Annotated in this window: 13 protein-coding genes; 2 read left to right on the top strand and 11 right to left on the bottom strand. The window is 72.3% G+C overall.

Annotated features, from left to right (window positions below; all coding sequences use genetic code 11):
- Positions 1 to 87 precede the first annotated feature (87 nt).
- Positions 88 to 345 (top strand): hypothetical protein, encoded by a 258-nt coding sequence (locus VE614_RS12640; RefSeq protein ID WP_324935835.1) that lies wholly within the window; start codon positions 88 to 90, stop codon positions 343 to 345.
- On the opposite strand, the gene VE614_RS12635 is transcribed toward VE614_RS12640, so the two are convergent.
- From VE614_RS12635 to infC, 10 genes are all read right to left on the bottom strand, one after another.
- Positions 342 to 893: an NUDIX domain-containing protein gene (locus VE614_RS12635; protein ID WP_324935832.1), complete on the bottom strand. Its 552-nt coding sequence runs from the start codon at positions 891 to 893 to the stop codon at positions 342 to 344. The genes VE614_RS12640 and VE614_RS12635 overlap by 4 nt on opposite strands.
- A 229-nt stretch (positions 894 to 1,122) precedes the next feature.
- Positions 1,123 to 2,463 (bottom strand): transcriptional regulator, encoded by a 1,341-nt coding sequence (locus tag VE614_RS12630; RefSeq protein WP_324935830.1) that lies wholly within the window; start codon positions 2,461 to 2,463, stop codon positions 1,123 to 1,125.
- Positions 2,464 to 2,726: 263 nt separating this feature from the next.
- Positions 2,727 to 3,782, bottom strand: coding sequence for a PP2C family protein-serine/threonine phosphatase (locus VE614_RS12625; RefSeq protein ID WP_324935828.1), 1,056 nt, complete (start codon positions 3,780 to 3,782; stop codon positions 2,727 to 2,729).
- Between the two features lie 223 nt (positions 3,783 to 4,005).
- Positions 4,006 to 6,519 carry a phenylalanine--tRNA ligase subunit beta gene (gene pheT / locus VE614_RS12620; RefSeq protein ID WP_324935826.1) on the bottom strand — a complete coding sequence of 838 codons (2,514 nt, stop codon included), beginning with the start codon at positions 6,517 to 6,519 and terminating at the stop codon, positions 4,006 to 4,008.
- Positions 6,519 to 7,640 carry a phenylalanine--tRNA ligase subunit alpha gene (gene pheS, locus VE614_RS12615; RefSeq protein ID WP_324935824.1) on the bottom strand — a complete coding sequence of 374 codons (1,122 nt, stop codon included), beginning with the start codon at positions 7,638 to 7,640 and terminating at the stop codon, positions 6,519 to 6,521. The genes pheT and pheS overlap by 1 nt, the downstream gene beginning before the upstream one ends.
- Before the next feature lie 134 nt (positions 7,641 to 7,774).
- Complete coding sequence (locus VE614_RS12610; protein WP_324935822.1) at positions 7,775 to 8,926, bottom strand: sensor histidine kinase; 1,152 nt, start codon at positions 8,924 to 8,926, stop codon at positions 7,775 to 7,777.
- A gap of 53 nt (positions 8,927 to 8,979) precedes the next feature.
- The gene (locus VE614_RS12605) at positions 8,980 to 9,828 is read right to left on the bottom strand and encodes an RNA methyltransferase (RefSeq protein ID WP_324935819.1); all 849 of its coding nucleotides are present in this window, start codon (positions 9,826 to 9,828) and stop codon (positions 8,980 to 8,982) included.
- 110 nt (positions 9,829 to 9,938) lie between these two features.
- The gene (gene rplT / locus VE614_RS12600; RefSeq protein ID WP_006141703.1) at positions 9,939 to 10,322 is read right to left on the bottom strand and encodes a 50S ribosomal protein L20; all 384 of its coding nucleotides are present in this window, start codon (positions 10,320 to 10,322) and stop codon (positions 9,939 to 9,941) included.
- A 100-nt stretch (positions 10,323 to 10,422) separates the two neighbouring features.
- The gene (rpmI, locus tag VE614_RS12595; RefSeq protein WP_003977225.1) at positions 10,423 to 10,617 is read right to left on the bottom strand and encodes a 50S ribosomal protein L35; all 195 of its coding nucleotides are present in this window, start codon (positions 10,615 to 10,617) and stop codon (positions 10,423 to 10,425) included.
- A gap of 112 nt (positions 10,618 to 10,729) precedes the next feature.
- On the bottom strand, positions 10,730 to 11,407 hold the full coding sequence (gene infC, locus VE614_RS12590; protein ID WP_324935815.1) for a translation initiation factor IF-3: 678 nt from the start codon (positions 11,405 to 11,407) through the stop codon (positions 10,730 to 10,732).
- A 343-nt stretch (positions 11,408 to 11,750) separates the two neighbouring features.
- Here infC and VE614_RS12585 point away from each other — a divergent pair, with 343 nt between their 5' ends.
- On the top strand, positions 11,751 to 12,119 hold the full coding sequence (locus VE614_RS12585) for a DUF1844 domain-containing protein (protein WP_324935813.1): 369 nt from the start codon (positions 11,751 to 11,753) through the stop codon (positions 12,117 to 12,119).
- Positions 12,120 to 12,129: 10 nt separating this feature from the next.
- On the opposite strand, the gene VE614_RS12580 is transcribed toward VE614_RS12585, so the two are convergent.
- Positions 12,130 to 12,861, bottom strand: coding sequence for an SseB family protein (locus VE614_RS12580; protein ID WP_324935811.1), 732 nt, complete (start codon positions 12,859 to 12,861; stop codon positions 12,130 to 12,132).
- Positions 12,862 to 12,901: the final 40 nt, after the last annotated feature.

The following is a 12,901-nucleotide window of genomic DNA, read 5'->3' as shown; positions in this document are numbered from 1 at the left end:
CGCACACACTCCCCACGCGCCCACCAGGCGAGTTGACTCAGGAGACGTATGCAAGGGATGTGAGACGACCACGGAAAGGAGCGGTTCGTGACCGCCGACCCCAAGACTTCCGTCTCCTTGGAGGAACTCGCAGAGTTACGCCGCCGCCTCGACGTCGCCTACGCGCGCGTCGAGGGCGGGCTGGCCCTGCTGTCCCACCGCACGGAGGAGACCGCGAAGGAAGTCGACGAGCTGCACACCCGCCTCGTCACCCTCGAACACGCCCGCTGGCCGCTGCCCTCGATCACGGCGGTGACCGCGATCGGGGCACTCGTCGTGGCACTGTGGCAGGCCTTCGGACGCTAGGCCCCAGGGGGCGCGTCCTGGCCGAGCCGGAGATGGTGCAGTAACAGCAGTGCGGCCGCCATGTTGGCGGCCGGGACCTCGCCACGGGCGACCAGGTCGGGGACGAGCTTGAGCGGGACCCATTCCCTACGGTCCGACTCGAAGTCGTCCACGGGGTGCCCGATGTACTCGCCCGCGTCGGCCCAGTAGATGTGGTGCCGGGCGTCGGTGAGCCCGTTGGACGGCTCCACGCTCATCAGGTGGCGCAGCGGTCCCGGCCGCCAGCCGGTCTCCTCCTCCAGTTCCCGGGCGGCCGCCGCGGCGATGTCCTCGCCGTCCTCGACGACGCCCGCCGCGAGTTCCCACCCCCAGCTGTCGGTGATGAAGCGGTGCCGCCACAGGAGCAGGACCTCGTTGGCCTCGTTCACCACCGTGGCGACGGCCACGGGCCGCAGCCGTATCAGGAAGTGGTCGAGATGCCGGCCGTTCGGCAGCTCGACATCGGCGAGATTGACGCTGAACCAGCGGTTTTCATACACAGTTTGTTCGGTCTGTTTCGTCCACTGCACGGTTCTGCCACCTTCCGCTGAGTAAGGGGCAATATCGCAGCAGGAGCGGGGCGGGCAGCAGGGCGCACGGCGGGCCGCTCGCGCGCGGCGGCGGGCGCAGCGTGTCGCGGGGCGTCGCAGAGGATCACGATGAATCTCGGTGCACGGCGGTGCAGCCCGGTGAGTCGCGGTGCACGGCGGTGACGCACACGGCCCGCCGTTGCCGGGGAGGCGGTCGCCGAGGGGGCGGCTACAGCGGTACGCGCAAGGCCCCGTCGATGAGTTCGGCGGCCTCGGCCGTCCCCGCGCCGCCGCTGCGCATCAGATGCTCGCGCACCGCCCGGAGTCTGTCGCGCAGCCGCTGGGACTCCATCCCGCGCGCCTGCTCGGCCATTCGCACCGCGGTGTCCACGGCCTTCTCCGCGTTGCCCTGGCGCAGCTCGATGGTGCTGAGCATGGCCAGCCGGTGCACCCGGCCCCGGTCGTGCGCGGGAGTGTCGACCGCCGCCTCGGCGTGCTCCCGGGCCGCCGCCAGCTCGCCGAGACTGAGCAGCGCCTCGGCCACCTGGACGTTGACCAGGCCGGGCTGCACATAGCCGGTCTCGTCGGGCTCGTAGCCGCGCCGGATGCGGTCGGCGGCCTGCTCCGCCCGCCGGATGCACGACAGGGCGCTGCTGCCGTCACCGAGATGCGCGTACGCCTTCGCCTGCATCGCGTACAGGTCGGAGGCGAGCGCGGGGGTGATGTGCCTGCCCGCGGTGCGCAGCGCGGCCTCCGCGAAGGCGACGGCCTGCCGGTACTCCCTCATGTACAGCGACTGGTTGACCAGCAGGGCGATCACATACGCCCCGAGCCCCCGGTCGCCGCTGGCCTTGGCCAGCCGCAGGGCCTGGTGGAAGTAGCGCTGGGCGAGGCCGTGGGCGTCGGAGTCGTACGCGCAGATGCCCGCGATCGCCACCAGCCCTCCGGTGGCCCGGTGGAGCTGACGCCCCGTGGCGTCGGTGTAGCCGCCGCGCAGCAGCGGCGCGGCCTCGGCGTTGAGGAAGCCGACGATCCGGGTGCGCGTCGCCACCCCGCCGGCCTTGCGGTACATCTGCTCGTAGTGGGTGCGGGCGGCGCGCAGCATCTCGATGTCGGCCGGGGTGACCCGGTGCCGTCCGCCACGGGAGACGTCGACGTCCTCGGGCGGGTTCTCCCACTCCCACACCGGCATCACGGCGGGTGTGCCGGTGACCGCGGGGGCGCCCAGGATGTGCGGGCGCTGCTGCTCGTCGGAGCGCCACAGGGCGGTCGCCCGCTCCACGAATCCGGAGAGCGAGGCGCCGTGGCCGGTCGGCTCGCCGCCGGGCACCCCGAGGCCGATGTCGTCGAGGGTGACCGGCCGGTGCAGCCGGGCGGCGAGCACCTCGCAGATCAGGTCCGGCACCTGGCCGCGCGGGCGCTGGCCCTTCAGCCAGCGGGCCACGGCGGTGTGTTCGTACCGGAGCGCGAGTCCGCGCGCCCGTCCGGCCTGGTTCACATGCGCGGCCAGTCCGGCGTGCGAGATGCCCGCCTCGTCGAGAATCGCGTCGAGCAGGGTGTTGGGCTGCATAGGGACGCCCCCCAGGTGGTGGCTCGGTGCTGACAGCGTAGTGAAGCCGGCTTCACACGGGGTGTGAACGGAGTGCTCCTATCCGCACTGTGCGCGCGCTGTCGCGGAGGGTTTTCAGCCGGTTGACTGAAATGCCTCGAAAGAGGCCGGCCGGGCCGCCGGCTCCCCCTCGTACAGTGTGGCGGCCCGTGTCCGAGCCGTCCGCCCCGCCGCCTGCCCGACACTCCGTGGCGGGGCGGATGGCTGCCGCCGGCTCGGCAGGGTCACAGGCGGTTCGTGGGCTGCGGGTGCGTGGTGGCTGCTCGCGCGGTTCCCCGCGCCGCTGAGGGGGCGCATCGGGGCTGGGGCTCGTTGTGGAGGATCAGGAGTGCCACGTCGTCGGCCGGCTGTCCGGCCGTGTGCTTCAGCAGCCGCGTGAAGACGGCGCCCAGCAGGGCTTGCGGCGTGCGGACTCCCGCGCTCAGCGCCTCCGCGAGCACGGCCACCAGCGGAAAGAACCGGCCGTGCGCGTCGCGGGCGTCCTCCGCGCCGTCCGTGTGCAGGAGGAGCCCCTCGCCGGGGCGGAGCGCGGGGCAGCCCACCGCGGGCAGTTCGGCCGGCAGCGGGAACGGGCCCAGCGGCGGCAGCGGCTCGGCCCCGGACAGCGGCTCGACCCGGGCTTCGAGGAGCCGGTACGGCCAGGGGTGACCGCAGTTGAGGGCCCGCACCTCGCCCTCGCGGCCGATCTCCAGCAGGAGCACGGTCACGAACTCCTCGGCGACCGGGCTGTCCGGGCCGGCCGCCCGGGCGCGTTCGCGCAGATGGCGGGCGAGGGCACGGTCCAGCCGGCGCAGCACCCGGCCGAGGTCGGGCTCGTCGTGCGCGGCCTCCCGGAAGCTGCCGAGCACGGCGGCGACGGTCCCGATGGCACCGATCCCGTGGCCGCGCACATCACCCATCACGGCCCGTACCCCGTGCTCGGTCGCGATGACCTCGTACAGGTCACCGCCCACCCCGGCACCCCGGTCGGCGGAGAACTGGGCGGCGGCCACCCGGAGCCCGCCGACCCGCGGCGGCAGCGGCCGCAGCAGGGTCCCCTGCGCGGCACCGGCTACCTCGTTGGCCTGTTTCAGCTCGCGTACCAGCACCCGGCGGGCATGGAGGACCAGCCCGGTGCCGACGGCGAAGAAGACGGCGCTGGAGACGATCCGCGCTCCGAGCCCGTCCTGCTGGGCGAGCGGGCAGGCCAGCTTGTAGGCGACGGCCGCGGCGCCCCAGGCGGTGGGCAGCCCCAGCGCGAGCGCCCGGCGGCCGGGGGCCCGTGCCCTGATACGGATCATGCCGATGGCCCCCCATGTAGGCCCGGACAGCGCAGACCGGCCCCGAAAGGCCGGTCCGATTCTGTCGACCGCACGACCCGTCAGGACAGATCAGCCAAAAACCTCACTCGATCGAGTGAGGTGACTGGCACTCCCTAGGGGGCGCGGGGAGCTGCGCGATCAACCAAGGCCGACCGATGGCCGCTCACGATCGCACAGCACCCCGCTCAGCAGGGGCCGCAACTCAGCCCCGCAGCACCGCCCCGGTCCGCTCGGCGGCCAGCGCGACTGCCGCGTCCCGCGCGGCCGACGCCTCGTCCACCGTCAGCGTCCGGTCACCGGCCCGGAAGCGGAGCGCGTACGCCAGGGACTTCTTCCCGTCGCCCAGCTGCTCCGCGTTCTCGTAGACGTCGAACAGCCGGATGCCCTCCAGCAGCTCGCCCGCGCCCTCGCGCAGCGCGGCCTCGACCTCGGCGTGCGGCACCGGCTCGTCCACGACGAGCGCGACGTCCTGCGTGGCCACCGGGAAGGTGGAGATGCCCGGCGCCTGCGGCGTGTCGTCGCCGGCCCGCTCCAGCGCGTCCAGGTTCACCTCCATCGCGCAGGTCCGCTCGGGCAGCCCGAGCGCCTTCACCACGCGCGGGTGCAGCTCGCCCGCGTGGCCGACGACCTGCTCGGCGCCGTCGGCGACGACGACCAGCTCGGCGCACCGGCCCGGGTGCCACGGCCCGTACCGGCCCTTGCGGACGATCAGACCGGCGCCCGCCTCGCGGGCGACGAGCCGCGCGGCCTCGACGGCGTCGGCCCAGTCGGCCGGGCGTCCCTTGCCCCACCAGCCGGCCTGCTCGCGGGCGCCCGCGAGGACGACGGCGACGTGGCGCGGCTGCTCGGGCAGCGCGGCGTCGAGCGCGGCGATCTCCTCGTCGGTGGGACGGCGGTCGACCGGCACGTGCCCGGCGACGGGCCGCTCCGCGCGCGGGTGGAAGACCAGGCCCGTCTCGAACAGCGCGAGATCGTGCGAGCCCCGCCCGTCGTTGCGCCGCAGGGCGCCGAGCAGGCCCGGCAGCAGCGAGGTGCGCAGCGCGGGCTCCTCGTCGCTGAGCGGGTTGACCAGCTTGACCACACGGCGGGCGGGGTCGTCGGCGTCCAGGCCGAGCTGGTCGAAGACCTGCTCGCTGACGAACGGGTAGTTCGGGGCCTCGACATAGCCGGCGCCGGCCAGCGCCCGGCCGGCCCGGCGGTGCAGCCGCTGCCGGTGCGTCAGACCGCGGCCGGACGGGGGCTTGGGGAGGGTGGAGGGCAGGTTCTCGTAGCCCTCCAGCCGGATGACCTCCTCGGCGAGGTCGTTGGCCTCCAGCAGGTCGGGGCGCCACGACGGGACGGTGACGATCAGCTCGTCCTGCCCGTACACGTCGCAGCCGATCTCCTGGAGTCGCCGTACGACGGTCTCCCGGCCGTAGCTGACGCCCGCGACCTTGTCCGGGTGGTCGGCGGGGACGGTGATGGTGTGCGGCGCGGACGGGGCGATGACCTCGGTGACGCCGGCGTCGGCGGTGCCGCCCGCGAGCAGCATCAGCAGGTCCACCGTGCGCTGGGCGGCGGCGGAGGCGGCCTGCGGGTCGACGCCGCGCTCGAAGCGGCGGGACGCCTCGGAGGACAGCTTGTGGCGCCGGGCGGTGCGGGCGATGGAGACGGCGTCGAAGTGCGCGGCCTCGATGACCACGTCGGTGGTCGCGCCCTCCTCGTCCTCGTGGTCGGCGATCTCGGTGTTGGCGCCGCCCATGACGCCCGCGAGGCCGATGGGGCCGCGGTCGTCGGTGATGACCAGGTCCTCGGCGTGCAGCGTCCGCTCGACGCCGTCGAGGGTGACGATCTTCTCGCCCTCCTCGGCCCGGCGCACCCCGATCGCGCCCTGGACCAGCTTGCGGTCGTAGGCGTGCAGCGGCTGGCCCAGCTCCATCATCACGTAGTTGGTGACGTCGACGGCGAGGGAGATCGGCCGCATGCCGACCTTCTGGAGCCGGCGCTGGAGCCAGATCGGCGAGCGTGCCTCGGGGCGCAGCCCGGAGACGGTGCGCGCCGTGAAGCGGTCGCAGCCGAGCGGCTCGGAGATCTTCACCGCGTAACCGAAGGCGTTCGGCGCCGGGACGTCGAGCAGGGCCGGGTCGCGCAGCGGCAGGCCGTAGGCGATGGCGGTCTCGCGGGCCACGCCGCGGATGGACAGGCAGTCGCCGCGGTTGGCGGTGACGGCGATGTCCAGGACCTCGTCGACCAGTTCCAGCAGCTCGATGGCGTCGCGGCCGACCTCGGTCTCCGGGGGCAGCACGATGATGCCCTTGGTGCCGTCGTCGCCCATGCCCAGCTCGTCGCTGGAGCAGATCATGCCGTGGGACGTCTTGCCGTAGGTCTTGCGCGCGGAGATGGAGAAGCCGCCCGGCAGGGTGGCGCCGGGGAGGACCACGACGACCTTGTCGCCGACCGCGAAGTTGCGGGCGCCGCAGACGATCTCCTGGGGTTCGCCGGTGCCATTGGCCTGGCCGACGTCGACGGTGCAGAAGCGGATCGGCTTCTTGAAGCCCTCCAGCTCCTCGATGGTCAGCACCTGGCCGACGACCAGGGGGCCCTTGAGGTCGTGGCCGAGCTGCTCGACCGTCTCGACCTCCAGACCGGCCGAAATGAGCTTGGCCTGGACGTCACGGCCGGTCTCGGTGGCCGGCAGGTCGACGTACTCCCGCAGCCAAGAAAGCGGGACCCGCATCAGATCTCCATCCCGAAGGGCCGGGTGAACCGGATGTCACCCTCGACCATGTCTCGCATGTCTTCGACGTTGTGGCGGAACATCAGCATCCGCTCGATGCCGAACCCGAAGGCGAAGCCGCTGTACTTCTCCGGGTCGACGCCGCAGGCGGTGAGCACCCGCGGGTTGACCATGCCGCAGCCGCCCAGCTCGATCCAGCCCTCGCTGGAGCAGGTGCGGCAGGGGCGGTCGGGGTTGCCGACGGACTCGCCGCGGCAGACGTAGCACACCATGTCCATCTCGGCGGACGGCTCGGTGAAGGGGAAGAAGTTCGGCCGCAACCGGGTCTTCATGCCCTCGCCGAACAGCGACTGGACCATGTGGTCCAGGGTGCCCTTGAGGTCCGCCATGGTCAGGCCCTCGTCCACGGCGAGCAGCTCGACCTGGTGGAAGACCGGGGTGTGGGTGGCGTCCAGCTCGTCGGTGCGGTAGACGCGGCCCGGGCAGATCACGTAGACCGGCAGCTCACGGTCGAGCAGCGAGCGGATCTGCACCGGCGAGGTGTGGGTGCGCAGCACGACGCCGGAGTCGGCGCCGCCGTCCGGGCCCTCCACGAAGAAGGTGTCGGCCTCGCCGCGGGCCGGGTGGTCCGGGCCGATGTTCAGGGCGTCGAAGTTGAACCACTCGGCCTCGACCTGCGGGCCCTCGGCGACCTCGTAGCCCATGGCCACGAAGATGTCCTCGATCCGCTCGGACAGGGTGGTCAGCGGGTGGCGGGCACCGGCCGGGACGCGGTCGTACGGCAGCGTGACGTCGACGTCCTCCTCGACCAGCACGCGGGCGTCCCGCTCCGCCTCCAGCTCGGCCTGGCGGGCGGCGAGGGCCTTGCTGACCGCGCCGCGGGCCTGGCCGACGCGTTTGCCGGCCTCGGCCTTGGCGTGCGGGGGCAGGGCGCCGATCTCCCGGTTGGCGAGGGCCAGCGGGGAGGTGCCGCCGGTGTGGGCGACCTTGGCCTCCTGGAGCGCGTCGAGGGAGTCCGCGGCGGCGAAGGCGGCGAGCGCCTCGTCCCGCATGCGCTCGATCTCTTCCGGTTTCAACGCCTCGACCTCGACAGGGTCGTACGACTTATTCGGTGCCGACATCTCTTCCCGTGCTTCCGATTGGCTGGCGGATGGTCCCCGTCACCGACTCATGGACATGGCGTCATGGCTTTCGGGACACAAAGGTGCCAAAGGCCGAGTCTAACGGGGTGGAGGTGGACGAATGCGCCCGTGGGTCACTGGGCGAGATACGCCGGTGCCCCCACGGGCAGCGTAAATCGGAACTCGGCGCCGCCCTGCGGGGCGCGGCCGACCGTGATGGTGCCGCCGTGGGCCTCGACGATGCCCTTGACGATGTAGAGCCCGAGGCCGGTGCCGCCGCGCTTGCTGCCCCGCCAGAAGCGGGTGAAGACGCGGTTCATGGACTCCTCCGGGATGCCGGGCCCCTCGTCGCTCACCGTGACCGACGTGGCTGCGTTCTCGGCGGACTCGCCCTCGCGGGGGGACGCCGTGGCCGTGATGTCGATGGTGACGGTTCCCTCGCCGTGCCGCACCGCATTTTCCAGCAGGTTGCTGAGCACCTGGTCGATCTTGTCGGGGTCGGCCCACAGATCGGGCAGTGGCTGCTCGATGCGCAGCAGGAACCGGTCGGCGGGCTGGCCGGCTGCGACGTACGCCTGGATGTGCCGGCCGACGGCGGCGCCGATGTCGACGGGCTGGCGGCGCACCTCAAGGCGTCCGGAGTCGATGCGGGAGATGTCGAGCAGTTCGGCGATGAGCCGGGTGACCCGGTCGGCGTCGGCGTCGACGGTCTCCAGCATGAGCCGCTTCTGGTCGTCGGTGAACCGTTCCCACTTGGCCAGCAGCGTCGCGGTGAAGCCCTTGACCGAGGTGAGCGGGGAGCGCAGCTCGTGGGCGACGGTGGCGATCAGCTCGGCGTGGCTGCGCTCCGTGCGGCGCCTGGCCTCGGTGTCGCGCAGCGAGACCACGACCCGGCGGACCGGCCCGGTGGGCTCGCTGCGCACATAGCGGGCGGAGACCAGCACCTCGCGGCCGCCCGGCAGCAGCAGATTGCGCTCGGGCTGGCGGACCCGGATGGCGAGACCGCCGTAGGGGTCGGTCAACTGCCACCAGCGCCGGCCCTCCAGATCCTCTAACGGCAGGGCCGTCTCCAGCGGCCGGCCGAGGGCGTCGGCGGCGGTGACGGCGGCGATGCGCTCGGCGGCGGCGTTCCAGCAGATCACCCGGCCGTGCTCATCGGCGACGACGAGACCGTCGGGCAGGTCGTCGGGGGCGATCCCGAGGCCCGCCGCCGGGTCACCGGACGGGGGCGCGGGCGGGTGCCGCACGTCCCGTGCTCCCGGTGCGCTGCTCGTGCCGACGCTCATCCCCGTATCCCACCTCTCGGATGGTTGAGTGGGCCCCCGAGCCCGTCACCCTACTAGCTCTCGGTGACGGATCGGCACCCTCCGGAGGCGCGCTGCGCTCGGGCCGACGCGTAGAGACATACGGCGGCGGCGGTCGCGAGGTTCAGGCTCTCGGCGCGGCCGTGGATGGGGACGCGGACCACGGCGTCCGCGAGGGCCCGGGTCTCCTCGGGCAGCCCCCAGGCCTCGTTGCCGAAGACCCAGGCGGTGGGGCCGCCCATGGTGCCCTTGTCCAGCTCGTCGTCGAGGTCGTCGGTGCCGGCCCCGTCGGCGGCCAGGATCCGCACCCCGGCGTCCTTGAGCCCGGCGACGGCGCGCTCGACCGGCACCCCGACGGCGACGGGCAGATGGAACAGGGAGCCCACCGAGGCGCGTACGGCCTTGGGGTTGTAGAGGTCGACGGAGGCGTCGGTGAGCACGACCGCCTCGGCGCCCGCGGCGTCGGCGCAGCGCAGCACGGTTCCGGCGTTGCCGGGGTCGCGGACATGCGCGAGGACGGCGACGAGTTTCGGCCGCGCCCGGAGGATCTCCTCGAACGGCGTGTCCACGAACCGGCACACACCGACCAGGCCCTGCGGGGTGACGGTGGTGGAGATGTCGGCGATCACCTGCTCGGAGGCGAGGTGGACACGGGCGCCGGCGTCCCGTGCCTCACCGACGATGTCGGCGTACCGCTCCGCGGCCTCCACGGTGACGAACAGCTCGACGAGGGTGTCCCCGTACGCCGCCGCCTCCCGCACGGCCTGCGGCCCCTCCGCGAGAAACAGCCGCTCCTTGCCCCGGAAGTTCCGCTTGGCCAGCCGCCGGGCGGCGGAGACACGGGGGGAGCGGGGGGAGATCAGCTCGGGGGTGGCCGGGGGCATCTTCAGTTCACCTTCGTCAGCATCAGCAGGTTCGTCTTGCGCAACGCAACGGACCCGCGGGCACAGCCCACGGGTCCGTCCAGTCACGTCGGCTCAGAGCCAGCGCGGCGTCACGCGGCCTTCGGCGCGTTGACGTCCGACGGCAGCGCCTTCTGCGCGACCTCGACGAGCGCGGCGAACGCGTTCGCGTCGTTCACGGCCAGCTCGGCCAGGATCTTGCGGTCGACCTCGACGTTCGCGGCCTTCAGACCCTGGATGAAGCGGTTGTACGTGATGCCGTTCGCGCGGGCAGCGGCGTTGATGCGCTGGATCCACAGCTGGCGGAAGTCACCCTTGCGCTTCTTGCGGTCGTTGTAGTTGTAGACCAGCGAGTGGGTGACCTGCTCCTTGGCCTTGCGGTACAGGCGCGAACGCTGACCGCGGTAGCCGGAGGCCTGCTCGAGGATCGCCCGGCGCTTCTTGTGGGCGTTGACTGCCCGCTTGACGCGTGCCACTTGTTTTACTCCTTGTAGCGGGGCCGTGGGTGTCCTCACACGGCCCGGAAACGATTGGGTCCCGGTCTGCGCAGTGGATCAGGCGCTCACGCGCCCGACCTCACTTGCCGAGAAGCTTCTTGATCTTCGCGGCGTCGCCCGGGGCCATCTCGGCGTTGCCGGTGAGGCGACGCGTCACGCGGGACGACTTGTGCTCGAGCAGGTGGCGCTTGCCGGCGCGCTCACGGAGCACCTTGCCGGAGCCGGTGATCTTGAAGCGCTTGCTGGCACCGCTGTGCGACTTGTTCTTCGGCATAGCGCCGTTCTCTCCTCGTCGGTGGCGCTCCGATGCCCGGTCACGAAAACCGGGCACGGTGGAGCGTCGCTCTTGTATCGGTTACATCCTTGGGGACTCGCGCCCCCGGGGATCACGCCTCGGCAGAAGCCTCGGCCGGAGTCTCGGCGTTGGCGGCGTCGGGGTCCGCGGCGTTCATCGAGCGGCCGGGGTTGGCCTTCGCTTCGGCCTTGCGGGCTTCCTGCGCCTGGCGAGCCTCGGCCATCGCCTCGGTCTTCTTCTTGTGCGGACCGAGGACCATGATCATGTTGCGGCCGTCCTGCTTCGGGTTCGACTCCACGAACCCGAGGTCGGCCACGTCCTCCGCGAGACGCTGCAGCAGCCGGTAGCCCAGCTCGGGCCGGGACTGCTCGCGACCACGGAACATGATCGTGATCTTGACCTTGTCGCCCTGCTTGAGGAACCGGACGACGTGACCCTTCTTGGTGTCGTAGTCGTGCGGGTCGATCTTCGGCCGGAGCTTCATCTCCTTGATGACCGTGTGCGCCTGGTTCTTGCGCGCCTCACGGGCCTTCATGGCCGACTCGTACTTGAACTTCCCGTAGTCCATGAGCTTGCACACGGGCGGACGGGCGTTCGCCGCGACCTCGACCAGGTCCAGGTCGTACTCCTGCGCAAGCTCCAGTGCCTTCGCGAGCGGCACGATGCCGACTTGCTCGCCACTGGGACCGACAAGTCGCACCTCGGGAACGCGAATCCGGTCGTTGATGCGGGGCTCGGCGCTGATGGATCCTCCTCGGTAGCACCACACGGCGGTCTGGCGGACAGCCGCGTAACGTCTGTGTTCGTTAGACCTAACCGCGCCGAAGCAAGAAAAATGCCCCGGACGATCACAGGCGGGGCTCCTCGAACTACTACCGGAGCACCGCCGCGAATCATCGCGGGGCGCGCATTCGGACGGATCGCCGCCTCGGGGACGGGACCGTCTGACCGGTGACCCGCCGCCCCGGGGGGCGGTCAGGTGGGAGTTCGAAAGCCTCCACTTGTGGGCCGAGCACATGGTGGTGTCCGGCCGGTCGTCCACCAGATTACCAGGATCGCTTGACAAGGGCTAACCGGGAGGGCACGACCCCGCACCCCCTATCGTGTGGGGCATGAGTGAGACCTCCCCCTCGGACTCCGCCGAGACGCCCGACTTCGCCGCCATGACCCGTGACATCGCGGAGGTCCCCGCGGTCGAGGTGATCGTGACGGTGGCCGTCAACCTGATGAGCGCCGCCGCCGTGAAGCTCGGTCTGACCGAGGAGGGCGACAAGTACAAGGACCTCGACGAGGCCCGCAAGCTGATCCACGCGCTGGCCGGCCTGCTGGACGGCAGCGCGACCGAGATCAGCTCGTTCCACGCGGCGCCGCTGCGGGACGGCCTGAAGTCGCTCCAGCTGGCGTTCCGCGAGGCGTCGCTCGTCCCGGACGAGCCGGGCCAGGGACCGGGCGAGAAGTACACCGGTCCCGTCTACGGCTAGTTCCCGCACCTCATCCGCGTACGTACAAGGGCTCGCCCGGAGGCGTGGTCCCGGCCGGCAGCAGTGCCAGGTCGAGGCCGCGCACCAGGCGGGCCCTCAGCGTCTCGTCGGCGGCGATCCGCCGCGCCACGGCGCCGGCGGCCTCCGCGGGAGCGGCAGCGGGGTCCAGGACGAGGGCGAGGGTGCCGTCCGCCTCGCCCGGGCCGAGATGGGCCCGCACCACCGCGGGCTCGGCGGCGACGGCGGCGCGCACCGCCTCCAGGACGGCCGGATCGGCGAGCGGATCCGTCGTCGTCCGGCCCTCCGCGAGCGCCAGCAGCGCGGGCCCGGTCAGCTCGAACGGCACCGGACCGGCCAGGTCCAGCACGACCGTGTCCGCCTGCTCGTGGGCGGCGGCCTGGAGCGCCTGGTGCAGCGGTACGGCCACGGGGCGGGCCTGCGGGTCCCAGCGGGCGAGGGAGTCGGTGGAGGTGAAGGCGGGCAGCGCGGTCCGGCCCGCGGCCTTCAGCGTGGGGACGGCCATGTCGCTGGTCTTCTCGCGGCGCAGCCCGTTCTCGTCCTCCTCCACCTCGCCGAGCACGGCGACGACGGGGACCAGCAGCCGGGCGTCCTTGAGCGCCTCGAGGACCGGGCCGAGAGCGGTGCGGTCCTCGGCCCAGGCGGCGAGCGCCGCGCTCAGCCGGGGATCGGCGGAGCCGTCGTCGTCGGAGAAGCCGGGGTCGGGGATGTTCTTGTTCGCCACGGTCACCGAGCCTATAGGGGGAGCTGCCGGGGGAACGCGC

Origin of the sequence: Streptomyces sp. (assembly GCF_035645055.1) — a bacterium.
Classification (GTDB): domain Bacteria; phylum Actinomycetota; class Actinomycetes; order Streptomycetales; family Streptomycetaceae; genus Streptomyces.
Note: the sequence above shows the minus strand (reverse complement) of the source record. Positions and strands in the feature narration are given on the sequence as shown.

Coding starts and splice junctions, on each gene's coding strand:
- VE614_RS12630 (WP_324935830.1), bottom strand. CDS start 2,463: ATGCAGCCCAACACCCTGCTCGACGCGATTCTCGACGAGGCGGGCATC.
- VE614_RS12625 (WP_324935828.1), bottom strand. CDS start 3,782: ATGATCCGTATCAGGGCACGGGCCCCCGGCCGCCGGGCGCTCGCGCTG.
- pheT (WP_324935826.1), bottom strand. CDS start 6,519: ATGCGGGTCCCGCTTTCTTGGCTGCGGGAGTACGTCGACCTGCCGGCC.
- pheS (WP_324935824.1), bottom strand. CDS start 7,640: ATGTCGGCACCGAATAAGTCGTACGACCCTGTCGAGGTCGAGGCGTTG.
- VE614_RS12610 (WP_324935822.1), bottom strand. CDS start 8,926: ATGAGCGTCGGCACGAGCAGCGCACCGGGAGCACGGGACGTGCGGCAC.
- VE614_RS12605 (WP_324935819.1), bottom strand. CDS start 9,828: ATGCCCCCGGCCACCCCCGAGCTGATCTCCCCCCGCTCCCCCCGTGTC.
- rpmI (WP_003977225.1), bottom strand. CDS start 10,617: ATGCCGAAGAACAAGTCGCACAGCGGTGCCAGCAAGCGCTTCAAGATC.
- VE614_RS12585 (WP_324935813.1), top strand. CDS start 11,751: ATGAGTGAGACCTCCCCCTCGGACTCCGCCGAGACGCCCGACTTCGCC.